Source organism: Nocardia sp. NPDC051911, assembly GCF_040681035.1.
Classification (GTDB): Bacteria; Actinomycetota; Actinomycetes; order Mycobacteriales; family Mycobacteriaceae; genus Nocardia; species Nocardia sichangensis.
In genome coordinates this window covers 213,086-233,692 of the sequence record NZ_JBFAXY010000005.1, presented here as the reverse complement: position 1 = coordinate 233,692, position 20,607 = coordinate 213,086, and the positions used below count along the sequence as shown (strand labels likewise).

Here is a 20,607-nt window from a genome sequence, read left to right as displayed (position 1 = left end):
CTTTCGTCGAATTGCAGTTCCATTACCTGGAGTCACGTTCTTGACCACACCACAGTCCCCGATGGCCGCGCCGCACACCACTGGAACCGGAGCGTGCCCCGTCCAGCACGGACCCTTGACGGAAGCGGACGCCCCGCGCGTCCAGATGTATACGAAAGAGTTCGTCACTGACCCGCACCATGCCTACCGCGAGATGCGGAGCAAGCACGGCTCGCTGGTTCCGATCGAGCTGGCGCCCGGCGTTCCTGCCACCCTGGTGATCGGCTACCAGACCGCGGTGCGCATCCTCAGCGATCCCGACCATTTCCCGGCCGATCCGCGCACCTGGCAGAAGACCATTCCCGACGATTCTCCGGTGCGGCCGATGATGGAGTGGTATCCGGCGGCACGGTACAACACCGGACTCGCCCATGATCGCTACCGGCATGCTTCCGTCGACGCCATCGACGGGATCGATTTGTTCGACGTGCCTACCACGGTCGAACAGATCGCCGTCCCGTTGATCAATGCGTTCTGCGCGGACGGATCCGCCGATCTGGTCACCCAGTACGCGTTTCCGCTGGTCCTGGAAGTCCTCAACCAGATGGTCGGCTGCCCGGCCGAGATCGGCGAGCGAGTCGCCACCGGTATGGCCGCGCGCTTCGACACGGTGCGGGGGCCCGAGGGCATGAAGATGCTCAAGGATGCGCTGATGCAGCTGATCCGGCTCAAGCGCCAACATCCCGGCGACGACGTCACCTCGCGGCTGGCGCACCACTCGACCGAACTCGACGACATCGAGATCTTCGCCCAGCTGATGAGCTTCTACGGGGCCGGATTCGAGGCGCAGCGCAATCTGATCACCAACGCCGTGCTGCTGATGATCACCGACGACCGGTTCCGCTTCGGTGACGTCCTCGGACGGAACCTGTCCACCACCGACGCGCTCGACGAGGTCTTGTTCAACGATCCGCCGATGGCGAACTTCTGCACGACATACCCGCGGCAGCCGATCATGGTCGACGGGGTCTGGTTGCCCGCGGACCAGCCGGTGGTCATCAGCCTCGCCGGGTGCAACAACGATCCTCAGATCCGTGGGACCGACGAGCCAGGTGGCAGTCGTATCGGCAATCGTTCCCATCTGGCGTGGAGTGCGGGTCCGCACGCGTGCCCGGCGAAATCCGTCGCCTACATGACGGTGCAGAACGCCATCGACCAGCTGTTCGACGCTCTGCCGGAAATCCAGTTGGGCAAGGCCGAACTGCAATGGCGGCCGGGACCGTTCCACCGGGCACTGATGGCCTTGCCGGTCGTCTTCCCGAAATCCGCGCCGGTCCGCGTCATATAGGCCCGGCCGATAACGAATGTGTCTTCACCGGCTCGGGTCCATACTGGTGCTCGCCGGTGAAAGCGGCTGACATGCCCGGCGATATCGCCGGCGCGACAGGCGCAGCCATCGGTATACGGATGTTCGTCGGCACAGGGGCGGGACGGTACGCCAGCGGTGGTCAGCGGAATGAGCGGCGGCGAGTTGTACGCTCGCGTCCGGGGCGAGGAGACCGCGTCGCTGCGGTCGGCGGCTGGAAACGCCGTTCGATTCGTGGCGGCCGTGGCGGCTGTTGTCGTGGTCTGGGCTCGCGGGCCGCAGCTGCTGGCGGCCTGGGTGCCCGCGGTGGACCTGTCGACGTGGCGGCAGCTGGTGCTGTTTCCGCTGGCCGTGCTGGGGGTGGGGGCGTTCGCCGCCGGTGCGGAGGCCGTCACCGACGCATCGCAGGGGTTGCGGGCGCGATCGCTGCGGCGACGCGTGGACCGTGATCCCGATCAGATCGCCATGCTGGTGCCGCCGCTGGACACGCACATGGCCACGGTGCAGGAGGTCCGAAGTCACGGCGCGGCCGCGAGCCGACGGTTGCTCTGGGGCGTGGTGCCGGTCGCGCTGTTCGTCTTGGTCCTGGTCTACGGGGTGACCGTGGAGGAACCCGACGGAACGCAACGTCCGGCGCCGGAACTGGAGCCTGCCGTCCTCGGCCTGATGGTCCTGTCGGCGGCGGTATTGCTGGCATCGGTCGCGCTGCGGTGGCGGCGTTGGAATGCGAGCCGGACGGTCGAGAAGTGGTCGAAAGACCCCGCCTACAGCGCCAGGATCAGCCCGATCGGCCCGGACCCGACTTGGTCTCGCGCGAGCGAGATTCCGGCGCTCACCGTGCGGTTCACCACCCCGCCGCGGGGCGGGGGAGACCTTCGCGAGGTTTCGCCGCGGTCGAATGTGATCGGCGCGAAGCCGGTACAGATCGCCTATCTGCGCCTGTTCGACAATCGGGCGCGCGCCCGGGAATTCCTGCGCGGCGCGTGGCGCGAGTTCGGGTATGTGCATCTCCTGCGCAGCGCCGCGTCGGTGAGTCCGGAGGAGGTGCGAGACGTGCGCAGGCGCAATGCCTTCCGCACCATGTTCGTGGCGTCGCCGCGCATGTTGCGCGAAGAACTGGCGAAACACTCGGACGTACCGTTTCCACCCGGACGCAGGCGGCTGCTCGGGGTGACCGATCTGGCGGTCAAGGTCCGCGACCCCGCGGGCAGCTATCCCGTTCGCTCGATCCTCTGCCACGTCAGCTTCTGGCAGGCGGCGGTGGACACACTGCTGTCCCGGGTCGACTACGTCGTGCTCGACCTCGCCGGATACGTGCCGGCGAACGCGGGAACACGATTCGAGTTGCAACGTGTGATCGACCGCTTTCCCATTGCCGAAGTCATCTTCCTCTGCGACAAGCGGAGTGACCGGGCGTTCCTGAAAGCGCAAGTGCTCTATCACTGGTCGCGAATGGACAGCCGCTCACCGAATTCCGGCACCACCCCGCGGACGGCCCGGATCGCCGTGACCGACGGTCATCGGGCCGCCACCCGGTATCTGATGGCGGATCTGCAAGTCCGTGGTTGATGTCGCGAATGCGTGGTCGGGAATGGCGATCGGCGATGGTCTACTCGTAATTCTAAAGCAGCGCAAAAGGATTCGATACGGACCTGTCGCCTGTTACGCTTCGGCCATGTCGGTTCGAACGCGTCCCGCGGCCCGTGCGGCAGGCTGACGACTACCCCGGGCTGTTCCAGTCCGCGGACACGGCGTCGCTGTACGGCCAGAAGTTCTATCTTCGCGCCTACGGAGCTCGGCTTTGGCTGGCCGTGGTGGCGGCGGCGTGCGCGGCATTCACCATACGCGTCGGCGCTTCGGGCACCGATATCGCGGCCATCCTCACGGCGATGGCCTTCGTCGGAATCCTCGCGGTCGATGTGGGCGTTCTGCGCGGACGTCCGGGTAAGTCCTGGTACGAGGGTCGCGCGCTCGCCGAATCGGTGAAGACCTTGACCTGGAAGTACGCGGTACAGGGTGCGCCGTTCGTCGGGACGCTGTCTCCGGGCGAGGCCGATCGGATGTTGATCGAGCGACTCATGCTGCTGCGTCAGGATATCTCGGCGCTGGCGTTGCGGCCGACCACCGCCCCGGCCATCACCGATCGCATGCGGCGGCTGCGCTCCGCACCGTTCGACGAACGGCGCCGCGTCTACTTGAACGACCGCATCCGGGAACAGCAACGGTGGTACGCGGGAAAATCCGGATACCACCAGCGCAGGTCTCAGTTGTTCGGCACGCTGGCACTCGTTTTCGAGGTCGCGGGTGTCGCGGGAGCGCTGGCGAAGGCGTTCAACGCGGTGAACTTCGATCTCGCAGGCATTTTCGCGGCGGGGGTGGCGGGCTTGGCCGCCTGGTCGTCGGCCCGTCAGCACAGTACCGGCGCCGCCGCCTATGCCGTCGCCTCGAATGAATTGAGCATCGTCGCCGAGGTCTTGGAACAGAACGACACCGAAGCCGCTTGGGCCGACGCCGTATCCGATGCCGAGGAAGCGATCAGCCGCGAACACACGCTCTGGCGAGCCTCGCACGGCGAATGACCTGCGTGCACGACGGTGCCGCATCGATCGGACATCGGATGATCCGGCGTGGCTGCCGGATATGCCAGGCGTGGGCGCTTACCATGATCAAGCTGTGTGACGTGGCGGCGTCGCATGGCGAACGGGGAAGCGGCCCGTCCGGCGTGTTTCGTAGCGCCGGGCGGGCCGTTTGCGTTCGGCCCGGCCTGCCTTCGGCCCGTGTGATCCGTCGCAGCGGCGACGGGCGCGGGGCTCGGATGTACCGCCCGCGTTTGCCGCCGAGCGGCGCGGGTAGGCAACGACGAATGGCATAGGTCTGGAGGTCGGAATATGGCATCGAACAATGGGGTCGGACAGTTGCGCAGCGTCGTGCTGGATTGCCCTCAGCCGCGCAAACTCGCCAGGTTCTATCAAGAGTTGCTCGGGGGAGATCTGCTCGAGGACGATGACGACGACTGGGTGGTGCTGGTCGAGGCATCAGGTCGGCGCATCGCGTTCCAAACGGCGCCCGCCTACCAGCCCCCGCGCTTCCCGGATCCCGAGGGGTCACAGCAAGTACATTTCGACGTCCTGGTGGACGATATCGAGCAAGCCGAGCCCGCTGTGCTCGCGTTGGGCGCGACACTCGTGCAGGACGAAACCGATGGAGCCTTCCGTGTTTATGCCGACCCGGTGGGGCATACGTTCTGCCTGGTGTTGCTCCCGGACGAGTAAAACTCCATCCGCGCCCGGTCCTGCCGCGCCGGAAGCGATCGCGCCATATGCGGCGGATGTCTTATCCGGGTGGCGGGCCGGGCCACGGCGGTACCGATCAGGCGGGCATGCTCCAGTTCATTCGGGCGGGGCCGGGTGCCGGATGTCATCGGCCACCGAACCGCCCGCTACATCGGCCGCCACACCGATTTCCTCCTCGTAGCGGTGCGCGGCGAGTACCTGGTCGCGGTCGTCGGTGATGTCCTGGAGCTTTCGGTCGTCCTCGGTGCCGGTGGCCTGGGTCTCCAGGACTCCGGCATCGGTGTCGGGCTCCTCTTCGGCGAGCCGGTCGCCGAGCGGTCGAGGATGAGATTGCTCCCACTGCGTCACGCCGTACTTCGTGACGCCGCTCCAGTGCTCCGGTGGGTCCATTCCGGCCTCGAGCGGGTCGGAACGTAGCCGATCCTCGTCCAGATCCTCGGCGCTGCTGAGGGCCGCCGCATCGGTCTCGACCGCGTCGGGCGCGCCGGTGTCCTGCGGCGGGTCGTATGTCTCGTTCGGTTCGGTCATCGCTGCCTCCTCTCCTGCATTCAGCGACTTCCCGCAACGGTGGTCGGCAAACCCCCGGGAAACGGATGGACGGCGTCCGCGACCGGCTGCGGGCCGTGCGCCGGAGCCCGGGGTCGCGGTCGGGGTGGGCGCGACCGTCACCGTCGGGTGAACACGCCGAGGTGTTCGGTGTCGTAGTACTCGAGGGTGAGTTTGTCGCCGTCGAACCTCGCCTGGGAGACCGATCCGTGCGGGGCGTTCTCGCCGGGAGGCGTGAAGACGAAAGTGTCGCCGTTCCAGTGCTTCAAGGGGAAGGTCATGTTGTTCGGGCCCAGGGTGAGCGTGAGGAATTGATCGGTGGCGCTGATCGTCGCCGGTCCGTAGTAGGCGTTGTCGTAGGTACCCGCGTATGCCGCCGCCGGTCGCGCGGGTGCGGGGTCGGGGGGCGGCTGTTTGCCCGCCAGCGTCCCGGCCGGTGCTCCGAGCGGCTGGAACGCCGTTCGATACAGAGTGCGCCAGTCCTGCTGGACCTCCCCGAACTGCACCAGGTCGGCGAACTCCGCGTTCAGCGTCTCCGGCACGCCGATCGGGGCCGCGTTGGTGAGCGTCACGATGCCGACGTCGGCCGAGGGGATCAGGGTGAACGCGGTGGCCGCGCCGAGGCCGAACGCTCCCGAGTGACCGAGCACGACGCGGCCCGCGGCGGAATCACTCACATTGAAGCCGAATCCGTAGAACCCGGCCCGCGCGTCCGGCGTTTTCGGTGGCGCCGACACGGCTTGCGGAGAGATTGCGGGCAGCAGATCCTCCGATGGCACCAGGACCGAGCCTCCGGCGGAGCCGTCGGCGAGCACCATCGTCATCCATTTGGCCATGTCGGTCACCGAGGAGCTGACGCCTCCCGCCGGGGACTGCGCGTCCGGTTGGCGCTGTGGGTTCGCCGGCTCGTACTTCCCCTCGATCAGCACGTGCCCCTCCGCGCGGTTCGCGCGGGACACGAAGTCGGTGTAGCGGGAACTGGTCGAATTCATGCCGAGGGGACTGTAGATGGTCTGTGCGGACAACGTCTCCCAATCGGTTCCCGCCGCGGTGGCCACGGCGACGGCGGCCGCGGTCAGCCCGAAATTGGTGTACTCGTAGGAATCGCGGAACGTGCCCAGCGGCAACAGCCGAAGCCGGTCGAGAATTTGACCGCGGTCGTAGCCGAGATCCTCCAGCAGGTCGCCCGCGTGATCGGGCAGTCCGGAGCGATGCGCGTACAGATCCCCGATCGTGACGTGCTCGGTGACGTAGGGATCGGCGAGGGCGAAGGACGGTAGCAGCCGGTGCACCGGAGTGTCCCATTCGACGCCTCCCGCGGCGATCCGGCGGGCGACGACCGTGGCCCCGACCGGCTTGGACAACGACGCCAGCTGGAAGACCGTATCCGGGTCGACCTTCTCGTCGGTGACGACGTTGCGGACGCCGAATCCCTTGCTGTACACGACCTTTCCGCCGTGAACGACGGCGACCGCCATGCCGGGAACCCCGGAGGAGGCGAACAGGTCTTCCGCGAGCCGGTCCAGCTCGCCCAGGGCATCGTCGATCCGGCCGTCCGGTATCGGCACACCGGCGATCCGGTTGGGCAGCACCGCGGAACTGGACGGTGCTCCCGCTCGCGTGGAGTCCGCTCCGTCGCCGCCGCACCCTGCTATCGCGAGGATGAGGACCGTCGCCATCGCCACGGGGCCGAGCAACATGCGCCGCAGTGTGCTCACGGATCGCCTCCTGGCTGTCGCAGCGACAAAAGACCAGATAAAGGCTAGTTGAGGCGAGATTGCTGCGCGGTCGGTTCGGGTTTTCGCGGCGACGGGCCCCGCACTCGCCCGCCGCCGTCGAATTCCGGCAGATCAGACCGGCGGCGGAGCTATCCGGCGGCGGGCGTCTCCCGGATCTCCACGATCGGAAGCACCAGCGCCGCGGGCGAAGTCGCCGGAACCGCCGGATTCACCGGTGCGATGGGAGCGATACGCCGGTATCCCGTGCCCACCGGTGGGCGGGCGTCCACCTGGCCCTTGTTCGGCCAGTACGCCGCCGCCCGCTCGGCCTGCGCGGTGATCGTCAGCGACGGGTTGACGCCCAGGTTCGCCGAGACCGCCGCCCCGTCGACGACGCTGAGCGTCGGGTAGCCGTACACGCGGTGGTAGCCGTCGATCACACCGTGCTCGGCATCGGCCCCGATCGCCGCGCCGCCCAGGAAATGGGCCGTGAGCGGGATGTTGAAGATTTCCCCCCAGCTACCGCCCGCGATGCCGCCGATCTTCTCCGCGACCCGCCTGGTGACGTCGTTGCCCACCGGAATCCAGGTCGGATTGGGTTCGCCGTGGCCCTGTTTGCTGGTCAGCTTGCGGCCGAACAGGCCGCGTTTGGTGTAGGTGGTGATCGAATTGTCCAAGTGCTGCATGACCAGCGAGATGATGGTCCGCTCACTCCAGTTCTTCGTGCTCAAGAAGCTGAGCAGGTTCATCGGGTGCCGCAGCACCAGGCCGAGGAAGCGCAGCCAGCGCGGGATCCGGCCACCGCCGTCGACCATGAGCGTCTGCAGCAGCCCCATCGAGTTGGAGCCCTTGCCGTAGCGGACCGGCTCGATGTGCGTGTCGGGAGTGGGATGAATGGACGAGGTGATCGCGACGCCCTTGGTGAAGTCGGTGCCGGGGCGCACCTGCTTGGTCGCGGCGCCGACGATCGACTCCGAGTTGGTGCGCGTGAGCACGCCGAGCCGATCGGACAGGTCCGGCAGCACACCCTTGTCGCGCATGGCGAACAGCAATTTCTGGGTACCGCGCGTGCCCGCCGCGAGCACGACGTGCGCGGCGGTGAGCGTGCGAGGTTGCTTGCGAATCCAGGCGCCGGTACGAGCGGTGGACACGTCCCACGTGCCGTCCGGGTGCGGACGCAGTTCGGTGACCGTCGTCATCGGGATGACTTCGGCGCCCGACTGCTCGGCCAGGTACAGGTAGTTCTTCACGAGCGTGTTCTTCGCGCCGTACTTGCAGCCCACCATGCAGTCGCCGCATTCGACGCACCCGGTGCGCTCCGGCCCGACGCCGCCGAAGTAGGGGTCGGGCACGGTCTTGCCCGGCTCGCCGAAGAACACGCCGACCGGCGTCTGCACGAAGGTGTCGCCGACACCCATGTCGTCGGCGACGGCCTTGAAGACCTCGTCGGCGGGCGTCATGTGCGGGTTCCGCACCACGCCGAGCATCTGCTGCGCCCGCTCGTAGTACGGGGTGAGTTCGTCGCGCCAGTCGGTGATGTCACGCCACTGCGGGTCGCGGAAGAACGGCTCCGGCGGCACGTACAAAGTGTTCGCGTAATTCAGCGATCCACCCCCGACGCCAGCGCCGCCGAGGATGAGGACGTTGCGCAGCGGATGGATGCGCTGGATTCCGTAGCAGCCGAGTGCGGGCGCCCAGAGGAACTTCTTCAGCTCCCAGCTGGTCTTGGGCAGTTCGTCGTCGGCGAAGCGCCGGCCCGCCTCCAGTACGCCGACCTTGTACCCCTTCTCCACCAGTCGAAGCGCGGTGACGCTGCCGCCGAACCCGGAACCGACGATCAGCACGTCGAAATCCGTCGTCCGCTGGTCCATGTGGAACTCCTCGATCGTGTCGCCAGTGACTCGGCTAACACTACTCCCGGGTAAGTAACGGTTCGCAAGTCGGCTCGAACCAGCCGATCACTCCGGTGATCAGCGGTGCCGGTGGTCGCCCGCCCCGATTAAAGAGCGATGCTCTCAATAGTTGACAACGCTCTCGGATGCGCGCATCGTTTCTGTTATGCCGACGACACCCCGCGCCCGCGCCAGGGCCCAGACCATGAACGACATCGTCCGGATCGGGCGCGAACACCTGGCGACCGAAGGCGCCGCCGCCTTGTCCCTGCGCGCGGTCGCGCGTGACCTCGGCGTGGTCTCCTCGGCTGTCTACCGGTATGTCCGCAGTCGCGACGAGCTGCTGACCCTGCTCGTCGTGGACGGCTACAACGCCCTCGGCGACGCGGTCGACGAGGCGCTGGCCGAGGCCGGGGACGATCCGATCGACGGGCTGCGGGTTCTGGGTCGCACGGTGCGGCGTTGGGCACTGGCCGAACCCGCTCGCTACGGGTTGTTGTTCGGTACGCCGGTTCCCGGCTACGACGCACCCGCCACCGAGACTGCCGCGCCGGGCACCCGGGTGATCGCCGCGCTGCTGACCCTGTTCGCTCAGGCCCATCGTGCCGGCCGACTGGCCGCGCCCGGTAAGGAGCCGCGGATCTCCGCGCCTCTCGCGGGCAGCTTCGCGGTGATCCGCGACGAGTTCCCGCTCGAGGTGCCCGACTGGCTGGTCGTCCGCGGCGTAACGTTCTGGGTCGGCCTGTTCGGGGCGGTGAGCGCGGACGTCTTCGACATGTACGGCACCAACACTTTCGCCGACCGCGACGAATTGTTCGAACTCCAGCTCGACGGACTGCTGGACATGCTCGGTTACCGCGGGTGACCACCCGCGGTGACCGGGCGGCCCGGCACTGTTCATGGCACGGTGTGCTGCGATGGAACTCGTGACGATTCCCGGCGAACAGTTCCCCGCACACGACGCGATCGCATGGGCGCACCGGATGGGTGCGCGCATTCCACTGGTCAATGCGCCGATGGGGGGTGTGGCGGGCGGACGGCTCGCCGCGGCGGTGACCGCGGCCGGCGGGCTCGGGATGATCGGGATGGGCAGTGCCGGATCGGTCCGGGCGCTGCAGCGGGAATTGCCGCACCTGCGTGGCATCGACGGCCCGTTCGGCATCGGGCTGGTCGATTGGGTGGTCGCCGGGGAGCCGCGACTGCTCGAGGTCGCGATCGAGGCGCGTCCCGCACTGATCTCGGTGAGCTTCGGGGAAGACTTGGGCTGGGCCGCCCGAGTCGCGGACGCCGGGATCGTCCCGGCCACTCAGGTGTACAGCAAGCAGGACGCGCGGCGTGCGCAAGCCGCCGGTGTCGGCGTCCTCGTGGCCCGCGGCGTGGAGGGTGGTGGGCATGGCGCCGTGAACGCGTCGCTGCTGCCGCTGCTGGAAGAGGTGCTGGACGCGGTAACGGTCCCGGTGCTCGCGGCGGGCGGCATCGGCGCACCGGGGGATCTCGCCGCCGTGCTGCGCGCCGGGGCCAGTGGCGCATGGCTCGGCACCTGCCTGGCGGCCTCCTCGGAATCGCTGCTGTCGGATGCGGGCCGTCGTGCTCTGATCGAGGCACGCGGCGACGACGCGGTGCTCACCCGCGCGTACGACGTGGGAATGGAATTGCCTTGGCCCGCCAGGTTTCCCGCGCGGGTGCTGCGCACCGGGTTCACCGACCGGTGGACCGGGCGAGAAGAAGAGCTCGCCATGGACGCGGCGGCCAAGCGCGCTCTCACCGCGGCGCTCGCCGCTGACGATCCCGCCGTCGCGCCGATCGACGCGGGGCAGGGGGTCGGCCTGATCACCGCCGTGGAACCGGCCGCGCGCGTGCTGGAGCGGCTGTGGGCGGGGGCGACCGGATCGGTCGTGAGCTGAGCGGTTCAGTCCTCGCTGCTGGTTCGCTCACCGAGATAGCGGATCAACTCGGGATCGGAAGAGACCAGGCGGTCGACCTCCTCTCCGCCCGTGCACTGGTAGAGGGCGACGGTGACCGAACCGGGCCGGCGTCCGGTGACCCGCCAGATTCCGCCGGAATCGGCCCAGCGCCGCAGCACCGCGACGGGATCGTCGGTCATCGTCCACCTCCACTCGATGGTGTGCCCCGAAGTGTCACCGCGGGACGGTGACCGGGTCGGAACAGCTGGCGGGCGCGTCGACGAAGGAACAATCCTTCGGCGCACGGGTCGGCCGGTAACCGGGCGCGACGCCGCCGGTCCGGGTGATGTCGGTGTATGCGGCCACCGCGTCCGTCGGCTTGCGCGTTAGGGCGGGATCGGTGAGGACGTCGACGGTGTAGAGGCCGAAACGTGGTGTGTAGGAGCCCCACTCGTAATTGTCGGTCAAACTCCAATAGTTGTAACCTATCAAGTTCATGCCGTCGTCCTTGGCTCGCTGGAGCCAGTAGACGGTGTCGCGGAGTGAGTCGGCGCGGCTGTATCCGTCCGCGCGGGGCAGGCCGTTCTCGGTGGGCATCCCGTTCTCGACTATGTAGAGCGGCTTACCGGGGAACTGACGCGCATAGTGTTGCAGCGCGTAGTAGATGCCTTCCGGCTGCAGCGGGTTCTTCCACAACTCCGTGAAACTCGCCGTGGCGGTGAGGCTGTCGGGGGAGAGGCCGTAGTAGTAGTCGATGCCGATGTAGTCGAGCTTTGTGTCGAGCCTGTCCACCAGCGGCTTGTTCACCACATCCTCACCGCCAGGGATGTAGGCGACATTGCTGGTCACCATGGCGCCCGGTTGTACCCGGTGGATGTAGTCGTAAATGCTGTTGTGCGCCTGGGCGATCCGGTCTTGCATCGCGGGCGCGGCCGCGGGCGAAAGTCCGCCGTGGCGCAGTTCGTTCAGCAGGTAGAAGGTCGGCTCGTTGAACGTCACCCACAACGGCTGGAACGGGGCGTAGCGATCGACGACCGCTCGTGCGTTGGCCAGCCAGTCCTCGACGAGGCCCGGGTTGTTCCAGCCCCCGCGGTCGACCGCCCAGCCCGGGTAGACCCAGTGGTCGATGGTGATCATGGGACGCATGCCGGCAGCCGTGATCGCGGCGACGACATCGTCGTAGAACTTCAGCCCCTCGAGGTCCCACTTGCCCGGTTCGGGCTGGAGGCGTGCCCACTCGACGCCGATGCGGTACACCTTCACGCCCAGATCGGCCGCAAGGGCGATGTCGGAGCGGTAGCGCGCGTAGAAGTCGATCGAATCCCGGTAGGGGTCGGTCGTTTTCCCGGACGCGACGTAGCGGGACCAGTTGCTGTCCGGGGCATGGCCTTCCGATTGATATCCCGACGAGGCGACGCCCCAGAGGAAATCCGGGCCCATCGGGGTGACCGCGGCGGGCGGCTCGGGGCGGGCGGCTGCTGGGGCGGCGCCTCCGAGCAGTACCGCGGCGACGGCCACCAAGGCGGCAGAGACATGGCGGCGGTGTGAACGCATCGAACTCCTGTTCCGAAAGGGGCTGATCCTCGTCGTCCTTCGGGTGCTCGAACCAGGGTGGGGGAGGACGGCACGGGGGACAGGGTAACTGGTCGCTTGTCCGTTTTCTCGAAAGTCGGGGAGGGGTGCGCTTCGAGTACTTGCGCGGAACGGAGTTGCGTGGAGGGCGATATGGCGGAGTCCAAATAACATGTTGATACGTAGATATTCGCATTCAACTATGCATCGACCTCAAAGTCACGCAACACTTCCGTAGCCACCAAACAGTCATGCGCCACAACTCCGCCTAGGACGAGACAGGCGGCGATCGCGAAGATCAATACTTCGCAATGGATATCGAAGACCGAGAGGCCGACTGTGCATAGATGTTGGTACGAGGTGTTAGATCTGTTGTAGAGCGCCTGCCAGCCTGCGAGTCGTACGGAGAGGTGTCCTGAAGTGGTGTCTAATCCGTTGCCGCGCGTGGCGAGACGGCTCGCTCAGCAGCGCTGGGTGATGCGGTCGGCGCCGGTCGTGCTCCGACTCGAGCGCGTGATCCGGCGGGTGAGCGGCGGGCGAAGGGGTGTCCTGGATCTGGCGGGGTTGCCGTCCATCGAGGTCACGGTGCCGGGTCGGAAGACGGGGATCCCGCGGACCACGTCGTTGCTGTATGTGCCGCATGGTGCGGACTTCATCGTCCTCGGCTCGAATTGGGGGAGTGCCGAACATCCGGCGTGGTCGGCGAATCTGCGTGCCGCGCAGACTGCCTCGGTCCGGCACGAGGGTGAGCAGTTCCTGGTCGCGGTGCGTGAGATCGACGGTGTGGAGCGCAAGCCCTTCTGGGATCTGGCGGTCGAGTTCTGGCCAGGTTATGCCATGGAGTACGAGCTCTCCGGCGGCCGTGTGTTCCGGATCTTCGAGCTGCGCCGTAAATCCGGCTGAGGTGGCGTTGGTGGGGGGACGGGCGGCGCCGCGATGTCGGTGGGGCCGATTACGGTGGGGCGGTGACCACGCATCTGACCCACTGGGGCGCGTTCGAGGCGGACAGCGACGGTGAACGACTGACGGAGGTCCGGCCGTGGCGTGGTGATCCGGAGCCGATGCCGTTGATCGGGAACGTCGCTTCTGCGCAGCACCACCCCACTCGGATTGATCGGCCGTATGTCCGCCGGGGTTGGCTGGAGAACGGGCCGGGGCCGGGGCGGCGCGGTTCGGAGGCTTTCGTTCCGGTGTCGTGGGAGCGGGCGTTGGACCTGCTGGCCGGTGAGCTCGGCCGGGTGTACCGGCGGTATGGGGCGGAGGCGGTGTATGGCGGTTCGTACGGCTGGGCGAGTGCGGGGCGGTTCCATCACGCGCAGAGTCAATTGCACCGCTTCCTGAACTGTCTCGGCGGCTACGTCCGGCACGTGAACAGTTACAGTCTGGGCACTTCGACGGTTTTCCTGCCGCACGTCATCGGCGACATCGGCTGGTTGACGCAGCAGGCGACGGCGAAGGCGGTACTGGCCGAGCACTCCGAACTCGTGGTGGCCTTCGGCGGTCTGTCACCGAAGAACGCGGCGGTGTCGCCTGGTGGCGTCTCCCGGCACAACGTGCGGGGCTGGATCACGGCGGCGCGGGAGCGGCGCTGCCGGTTCGTGTCGATCAGTCCGTTGCGCGACGACACCCCGCCGGAGAGCGAAGCCGAGTGGATCGCGCCGCTGCCTGGCACCGACGTGGCGATGATGCTTGCGCTGGCTCAGGTGCTGGACGCGGAAGGCTTGGCGGACACGACGTTTCTGCGTGAGTACACGGTCGGCTTCGAGCGTTTCGCGGCGTATCTTCGTGGCGCGGTGGATGGAGTCGTCAAGGATCCGGAGTGGGCCGCGGCGATCACCGGTGTGGGGGCGGAGCGTATCCGGATGCTGGCGTGCGAGATGGCCGCCGCTCGAACTCTGGTGACGGTGAGTTGGTCGTTGCAGCGGGCGCGACATGGTGAGCAGCCGTTGTGGGCGGGTGTGGTGCTGGCGGCGATGCTTGGGCAGATCGGCCTTCCCGGCGGCGGGTTCGGGCATGGTTACGGATCGGCCGCGGGCGTCGGGGAACCGGCGCGCGGGCCGGTGCCGCGACTTCCGCAGGGGCGCAACGGTGTCGATGCCTTCATTCCGGTCGCGCGGATCGCGGACATGCTGCTGAATCCGGGTGCGCCCTATCGGTACAACGGTTGGGATCTGGTGTATCCGGATGTGCGGTTGGTGTATTGGTGTGGCGGCAATCCGTTCCATCACCATCAGGATCTGGCCCGTTTGCGAATGGCGTTCGAACGGCCGGACACGGTGGTGGTGCACGATGCGTTCTGGACGGCTACCGCGCGGCACGCGGACATCGTGTTGCCGTCGACGATGTCCATCGAGCGCGATGACTACGGCGCGGGGGAAGGTGACCGGTCGTTCTTTCCGATGCGAGCGCTGACCCGCCCGCCTGCCGAGGCGCGCGACGATTATCGGATCTTCGCCGAGATGGCGGATCGGCTCGGGGTCGGCAAGGAGTTCACCGAAGGACGTTCGGTCGCGGAGTGGCTGCGGCATCTGTACGAGGGGTGGCGCGTAGAGCAGTCGCGTGCGGGACAGGAGTTTCCGGATTTCGACGCGTTCTGGTCCGGCGAGGCCCTCGAGCTTCCGGTGCCGGACCCACGGCAGGTGCTTGCCGCGGACTTTCGCGCAGACCCGGACCGGTACCCGCTGAGCACGCCCAGCGGGAAGATCGAGATCTTTTCGTCGACGATCGATGGCTTCGGGTACGTCGATTGCCCGCCGCATCCGGTGTGGCTGGAGCCGGAGGAGTGGCTCGGTGGCGCGGCGGCGGAGCGGTTCCCCGTGCAGTTGGTGGCGAACCAGCCGCGGACGAAGTTGCACAGTCAGCTGGACGTGGGCGCCTATAGCCAGTCGGTGAAGATCTCCGGGCGGGAACCGATCCGGATGCATCCCTCGGACGCCGAGGCTCGCGGTCTGCGTGCCGGTGACATCGTGCGGGTGTTCAACGATCGGGGTAGTTGCCTGGCGGGGTTGGTCGTGGACGAGGGGGTGCGAGCCGGTGTCGCGCAGCTGTCCACCGGCGCGTGGTACGACCCCGACCCGGCGGATCCGACGTTCTGCCGTCACGGTAATCCGAACGTGCTGATCGCCGACCGCCCGTCCTCGACGCTCAGCCAAGGGTGCGCCGGGCAGCTCACTTTGGTGGAGATCGAGCGTTATGCGGGCCCGCTCACGCAGGTGGAGGTGGTCCGCCCGCCGGAGCGGACGGGCGCGGAAGCGTTGTGAGGTCGCCGAGCAAGGCGGAGGTTGCCTGGTCGATGGAGGTGATGGTGGATCTGGATCTGGCGGCGTTGCGGGCGTTCGTCGCTGTGGTGGAGGAGGAGCAGTTCGGTCACGCCGCCGCTGTGCTGGGTATCAGCCAGCAGGCGGTGTCCAAGCGCATCGCGAAACTCGAATCGCAGTTGGGTGCGGAGCTTTTCGAGCGTGGACGCGGTGGCAGCGCGCCGACCGCCGCGGGTCTTCGGCTGTTGCCGCATGCGCGTTCACTGCTCGTGGGCGCCGAGGCGGCGGTGCGGTCCGTGCGCGAGCGGGTGCGGCCGTTGCGGGTGGCGGTTCTGGGTAAGCGTATGGCCGCGACGGAGTTGATGGAGTTCTATCTCGCGCGTCATCCGTGCTGTGAGACCGAGATCGTCATGTCGAACATGATCACGACGTCGCGGGAGGCGCTGCGCAGCGGTCTGGTCGACGCGGCCTTGGCCCGCGCGCACGGCGGCCCGGTGGCGTTGCCCGGTGACATCGTTGCGGCTCCGGCGTATCTGGAGCCGCTGTATCTGCTCGTGGGTAAGGACCATCCGTTCGCGGGCCGGTCGACGATCGGGTTGCGGGAGGTCGCGGGGCATCCGGTGTGGGTGCCCGGTGCGGCCGTGCCGTCGGAGTGGGCCGATTTCTATCGAGAACTCAGCGCGTTCAGCGGGATTCCGATCGATACCGGGGGTCCGCTGGAGAATATGGCGGGGATCGTCGAACGTATCGCGGATTCGTCGTCGTTGGCGACCTTCGCCGGTGACGGCGGGCAGACGCCGTGGCATCCGAATGTGCGGCGGCTGATGATCGTGGATCCCATTCCGGCCTATCCGCTGGCGCTGTTGTGGTCGGCGGGTGACCGGCATCCGGGATTGCGGCATTTGATCGAGCATGTCGCGGAGAGCTACAACCGGGATACCGCCGCCGCCTGCTGGGTTCCCGAACCCGATCAGGAGTTGTTCGGCGTGCCCGGTGTGGTGGCCGGTCCGTAGTGTCGGCCCGTGCCTCTACCATTCCCCGGGTGACCGGATACGATCCGCTCGACGCGTTCGAGCACCTCGACACCTCGACGTTGCCGCCGCGCCAGCAGCGGATTCTCGCCACGATTCGGGACTGGGTTCTGCGGTACGGGTATCCGCCGAATACGCGCGAGATCGGTGACGCGGTGGGTCTGCGGTCGGCGTCGTCGGTGTCCAAGCATCTGAAGAGCTTGGAGGAGCGTGGTTTTCTGCGCCGCGGCCGGACGGTGTCGCGTCCGATCGACGTGCGGATGTTCCTGCGGGCTCCGGTGCGGCGGGAGACGGCGGAGGATTCGGTGGCGGTGCCGGTGGTCGGCGATATCGCGGCGGGTGCTCCGATCCTGGCCGAGGAGCATGCCGACGACACGATGACGTTGCCGCGTGAGTTGGTCGGCCGTGGCACGGTGTTCGGGTTGCGGGTGCGTGGTGATTCGATGATCGACGCGGCGATCTGTGACGGCGACGTCGTGGTGGTGCGACAGCAGCACGAGGCGCATTCCGGTGAGATCGTGGCGGCGATGATCGAGGGAGAAGCGACGGTGAAGGTGTACCGGCGGCGTAGCGGTCATGTGTATCTCGAGCCGCGCAATCCGGCCTACGAGGTGATCGACGGTGACGAAGCGGTGGTGCTCGGCAAGGTCGTGTCGGTGATGCGGCGGGTCTGAGCTCGGTGCGCTTGCTCGGTGGGCGTCGCGTTGACCGGTGCAGGGGTCTGGACCGACAGGGGATCGCGGTGGTCGAGCAGGTCGGGGCCTTGCTTGTCCCAGTAGCCGCCCAGGTCGACGCGACGCGCGCTGCGATCAATGTTCGGGGGAGTTCGGGCCGTTCCCGCCGCGCGGCACTGCGGATCGATGCCTCGGTGGGGCGGCGAATTCTCGCAGGGCCGCGACCGCGGCGTTGTATCCGCTCATCCCGTGCGCTCCCGGCCCTGGCGGGACGGCGGCCGAGCAGATGAACATCCGGTTCGCCACATGATAGGGGCGCCTGGTGATGCGTGGTCCGCCGAAGACCAGCTGGCGGATGCTCTTGTCGCCGGTCAGGATGTCTCCGGCCACATAGTTGGGATTGTAGGCCTGCATGTCGATGGGGCCTACGACGGTGGTGGCGAGGATGCGGTCTCGGAACCCCGGTGCGAACCGCTCGACCGCGTCGAGCATTACTTCGGTGATGTCCTCCGAATACCCTTGTGGCACATGGGCATACATGTCGACCGGGTGCACGTTTCCTTGTGAGCGTGTTGGGTCGGCGAGGTACTGCTGTCCGACGATGATGAACGGTCGGTCGGAAAGCCGACCTCGATGCACAGCGCGTTCGGCGCGGACCACGTCAGCTGCGCTGCCGCAGATGTGCAGGCTTCCCGACTTCCTGGCGTGCGGGCTGGTCCACGGAATGCCGCCCGCTATGGCCAGGCTCATCTTGTATGCGGCGGGCCCGTGCCGGAAGCGCCGGTACGCCCGGGCGACCCGTGACGGCAGCCGGTCACCGGCGATGTCGGCGATAGCGGCCGGGGCAAGATCGAACATCACGAGGTCGGCCGGCGGCAGTCGGTCCAGCGACTCGACCCAGAACCCGGTCTCGATCTTTCCGCCCAGATCTCTCAGCGCCGCCGCCATGGCTTCGGTGATGGCGCGTGAGCCGCCCACCGCGACTGGCCACCCGTAGCGATGGCCCGCGGTGGTGATGCCGAGACCGATCGCCGCGGACAGGATCCGGTGCTGTGGTTGCCAGCCGTGCGCCATGTTCCCGGCGAACAACGCCCGTCCCCGCTCGGTCCGGAACAGCCGTCCGAGTGCGGCGGCGGGGATCAGGGTCGGGATGCCGAATCGGGCCAGCCGCAGCGGATGTGACGGTATCCGTAGGAGTGGTTGCATGACGTCCTTCGCCAGCAGTTCGTATCCAGCGGCGGGGTCGGCGAACAGGCGGCGCCAGATCGGCCCGTCCGGCCCGAGGCCCGCCGCGGTCTCTTCGACGGATTGATACAGCACTGCCGCTGTTCCGTCGTCGAGCGGGTGAACGCAGTCGATTTCCGGCCATGCCCATTTCAATCCGTAGCGGGCCATGTCGATTCCGGCGAAGAACGGTGAGCCGACGGCCATGGGGTGGGCCATGGCGCAGTGGTCGTGCAGCAGACCGGGGAGGGTCAGTTCGCCGGAGCGGGTGCCGCCGCCGATGGTGGCGGCACCTTCCAGCACGGTGACGTCGACCCCGTGCCGGGCCAGCGTCACGGCGGCAGCCAGTCCGTTCGGGCCGGAGCCGACCACGATCGCCGTGGTCATCGCGCACGCGCCGAGGGCAGATCCTGGGTGTCGTCGTGGTGGAGAGGATGAACCGGGAACAGATCGTCCGGCTCCGGCCATGGCTGGCGGGCAAGCATGTCCTCGACCAGTACGTAGCCCTCCTCGATGACGCCGGTTCTGGCATCGATGATGCGGTATGCCTGGCGTTGCCGGTGGATGGGCTGAGATTCGAGGACGACGACGCGAAGCTCGCCCTCCTCGAACTGGCAGCGCCGCTGCAGCGCTGTCAGCAGTTGTTCGTTGTGCAAGTGCCCTTCACCGAAGTTCCAGCCCAGCAGCGGGCCTGCGACAATCTCTCCGTCGCGGACGGCGTAGTCCTCCGGGTTGTCGACGGCGCGTGCGATGAGGCCGTTGAGTGCCCGGCCGTGGGTGTGCATCGATCGCCAGCCGAGCCCGGTCTGGATGAGGATGTCGGCGGTCTCGGGGCCGTACAGCTTGGTCAGCTGGGTGACCGGCAGCGCGGCGCTCATGGTGACGTGCTGCTCGAGTTTCAGCTCGGCGTCCCCGCGGAAACACCAGGCGCTTGTGGCCCAGTTGCCTGCGTAGTAGCGCATCGATGTCAGGAACGAAACCCATTGCGGCCGAATATGTCCCACGACCACGACAAGTGCGGAGAAGAGGATCATCGCGAGCACCAGCGGTGATCGAAGCTGCTGGACGTGGATGTAGCCGTAGTGTCCGAACAGGTAGAACAGGCTGAAGATGAAGAAGATGTTCCATTCCAGCGGCACGCCCATCGGGACGGTGGAGATGATGTGCAGGTGGAAAACGGCCATGAAGATGATCGCCGCCCAGGTCAGTGGGCCGCCGTGGCCGAGGAACACGAGGTAGGCGGGAACCAGGTATTCCACGACGGTGCCGCCGTGAGCCAGCAGAGCCGGGATACGTGACGGCCGCAGGTCCTGCGGTGGGTTGCGGTACATCTTGCGCTCGAGCCATCCGAGTCGCATGACGGGGCTGTTGCTCATCATGACGGCGACCACGTGCCCGAAGTGATGGTTGAGCTTGGACGTGGCCGCACCCCACCACAGTGCCAGCATGACCAGCTTGAATCCGATCACCATGTCGGCGAAGGGGACGAAGAACATCAGCAGCATCAACAGGTAGTGCTCGGGGCGTGCGGCCAGAAACACCGTCTTGTCTCGCAGCCCGAGCACGCAGAGGGCGATGACCAGAGCGACGACGACCATGGGATCGAGCAGGCCTACATGGCCGCCGTCCACCGGCGGAACGCCGCGACCGGAGGCGAGCAACGCCTGGATTCCGGATCCGAGGACGACCGCGTACAAGGCGACATCGATGAGCCCGCGCTCGTCACCACGGGTGAACGGCACCTTGCCCGGCCATGGCGGCAGCCGCAGGGTGCCGGGACGCAGGAAGTACAGCAGCCCGCCGAGTGGCGGCAGGAACCGCATGGTGAGCGGTCCGAATCCGCATCCGAGCCCGAGTATTTCGAACAGCAGAGTCCAGACGACGAGTTTCTGGTAGACGATCGGTTCGGTCCACCACGAGCTGATGTCGGTGAGCGCCCCGAGCCCGGGGGTCAGGGAGATCACCGCGGCCGCGCCGAGGACGTATAAGGCGCATTTGACGAGGTAGAGCAGGTAGACGGCAAGAGGCGTGCCGAAGCCGTGCTCGACCCAGTGCTCGGCAACGGTGCGCAGCCGTTCACCGCGCGGGCGGGTCTTCCATTCGGCGTAGTCGATGTTCGGAAGATCGGGTTTCGTGAATCCCATGGCAGGT

At 67.3% G+C, this 20,607-nt stretch carries 17 protein-coding genes; 10 read left to right on the top strand and 7 right to left on the bottom strand.

Annotated features, from left to right (window positions below; genetic code table 11):
* Positions 1–61: 61 nt before the first annotated feature.
* The 4 genes from AB0L97_RS08715 (at position 62) to AB0L97_RS08700 (ending at position 4,617) form a co-directional block, all read left to right on the top strand.
* Complete coding sequence (locus AB0L97_RS08715) at positions 62–1,327, top strand: cytochrome P450 (protein ID WP_355074441.1); 1,266 nt, start codon at positions 62–64, stop codon at positions 1,325–1,327.
* A 168-nt stretch (positions 1,328–1,495) separates the two neighbouring features.
* A complete protein-coding gene (locus AB0L97_RS08710; RefSeq protein WP_364426609.1) occupies positions 1,496–2,914 on the top strand; it encodes a hypothetical protein in 1,419 nt (472 codons plus the stop codon).
* Between the two features lie 134 nt (positions 2,915–3,048).
* On the top strand, positions 3,049–3,924 hold the full coding sequence (locus tag AB0L97_RS08705; protein ID WP_364426605.1) for a DUF4231 domain-containing protein: 876 nt from the start codon (positions 3,049–3,051) through the stop codon (positions 3,922–3,924).
* Positions 3,925–4,233: 309 nt separating this feature from the next.
* Positions 4,234–4,617, top strand: coding sequence for a VOC family protein (locus tag AB0L97_RS08700; protein WP_364426602.1), 384 nt, complete (start codon positions 4,234–4,236; stop codon positions 4,615–4,617).
* Between the two features lie 117 nt (positions 4,618–4,734).
* Here the strand turns inward: AB0L97_RS08700 and AB0L97_RS08695 are convergent, their stop codons facing one another.
* The 3 genes from AB0L97_RS08695 to AB0L97_RS08685 form a co-directional block, all read right to left on the bottom strand.
* Positions 4,735–5,166 carry a hypothetical protein gene (locus AB0L97_RS08695; RefSeq protein ID WP_364426599.1) on the bottom strand — a complete coding sequence of 144 codons (432 nt, stop codon included), beginning with the start codon at positions 5,164–5,166 and terminating at the stop codon, positions 4,735–4,737.
* A 137-nt stretch (positions 5,167–5,303) separates the two neighbouring features.
* The gene (locus tag AB0L97_RS08690) at positions 5,304–6,902 is read right to left on the bottom strand and encodes a serine hydrolase (protein WP_364426596.1); all 1,599 of its coding nucleotides are present in this window, start codon (positions 6,900–6,902) and stop codon (positions 5,304–5,306) included.
* Between the two features lie 149 nt (positions 6,903–7,051).
* Positions 7,052–8,773, bottom strand: a complete 1,722-nt coding sequence (locus AB0L97_RS08685; protein ID WP_364426593.1) for a GMC family oxidoreductase — start codon at positions 8,771–8,773, stop codon at positions 7,052–7,054.
* Positions 8,774–8,960: 187 nt separating this feature from the next.
* Here AB0L97_RS08685 and AB0L97_RS08680 point away from each other — a divergent pair, with 187 nt between their 5' ends.
* On the top strand, positions 8,961–9,659 hold the full coding sequence (locus AB0L97_RS08680; protein WP_364426590.1) for a WHG domain-containing protein: 699 nt from the start codon (positions 8,961–8,963) through the stop codon (positions 9,657–9,659).
* 118 nt (positions 9,660–9,777) lie between these two features.
* Positions 9,778–10,698, top strand: a complete 921-nt coding sequence (locus AB0L97_RS08675; RefSeq protein WP_364426794.1) for a nitronate monooxygenase — start codon at positions 9,778–9,780, stop codon at positions 10,696–10,698.
* A 5-nt stretch (positions 10,699–10,703) separates the two neighbouring features.
* On the opposite strand, the gene AB0L97_RS08670 is transcribed toward AB0L97_RS08675, so the two are convergent.
* Together AB0L97_RS08670 and AB0L97_RS08665 are read right to left on the bottom strand one after the other, a co-directional pair.
* Positions 10,704–10,898 carry a hypothetical protein gene (locus AB0L97_RS08670; RefSeq protein ID WP_355074114.1) on the bottom strand — a complete coding sequence of 65 codons (195 nt, stop codon included), beginning with the start codon at positions 10,896–10,898 and terminating at the stop codon, positions 10,704–10,706.
* 34 nt (positions 10,899–10,932) lie between these two features.
* Entirely contained in the window at positions 10,933–12,252 is a 1,320-nt protein-coding gene (locus AB0L97_RS08665) for a family 1 glycosylhydrolase (RefSeq protein ID WP_364426586.1), read from the bottom strand.
* 462 nt (positions 12,253–12,714) lie between these two features.
* On the opposite strand from AB0L97_RS08665, the gene AB0L97_RS08660 reads away from it, so the two are divergent.
* The 4 genes from AB0L97_RS08660 (at position 12,715) to lexA (ending at position 17,232) form a co-directional block, all read left to right on the top strand.
* Entirely contained in the window at positions 12,715–13,173 is a 459-nt protein-coding gene (locus tag AB0L97_RS08660; protein WP_364426583.1) for a nitroreductase family deazaflavin-dependent oxidoreductase, read from the top strand.
* A gap of 62 nt (positions 13,174–13,235) precedes the next feature.
* Positions 13,236–15,530, top strand: a complete 2,295-nt coding sequence (locus AB0L97_RS08655) for a molybdopterin-dependent oxidoreductase (protein WP_364426580.1) — start codon at positions 13,236–13,238, stop codon at positions 15,528–15,530.
* Positions 15,527–16,540, top strand: a complete 1,014-nt coding sequence (locus AB0L97_RS08650; RefSeq protein ID WP_364426577.1) for a LysR family transcriptional regulator — start codon at positions 15,527–15,529, stop codon at positions 16,538–16,540. Before AB0L97_RS08655 ends, AB0L97_RS08650 begins: the two co-directional genes overlap by 4 nt.
* A 29-nt stretch (positions 16,541–16,569) precedes the next feature.
* Entirely contained in the window at positions 16,570–17,232 is a 663-nt protein-coding gene (gene lexA, locus AB0L97_RS08645) for a transcriptional repressor LexA (protein WP_364426574.1), read from the top strand.
* Positions 17,233–17,367: 135 nt separating this feature from the next.
* On the opposite strand, the gene AB0L97_RS08640 is transcribed toward lexA, so the two are convergent.
* Together AB0L97_RS08640 and AB0L97_RS08635 are read right to left on the bottom strand one after the other, a co-directional pair.
* Entirely contained in the window at positions 17,368–18,843 is a 1,476-nt protein-coding gene (locus AB0L97_RS08640; RefSeq protein WP_364426571.1) for an NAD(P)/FAD-dependent oxidoreductase, read from the bottom strand.
* Complete coding sequence (locus AB0L97_RS08635) at positions 18,840–20,600, bottom strand: DUF3556 domain-containing protein (RefSeq protein WP_364426568.1); 1,761 nt, start codon at positions 20,598–20,600, stop codon at positions 18,840–18,842. Before AB0L97_RS08635 ends, AB0L97_RS08640 begins: the two co-directional genes overlap by 4 nt.
* Positions 20,601–20,607: the final 7 nt, after the last annotated feature.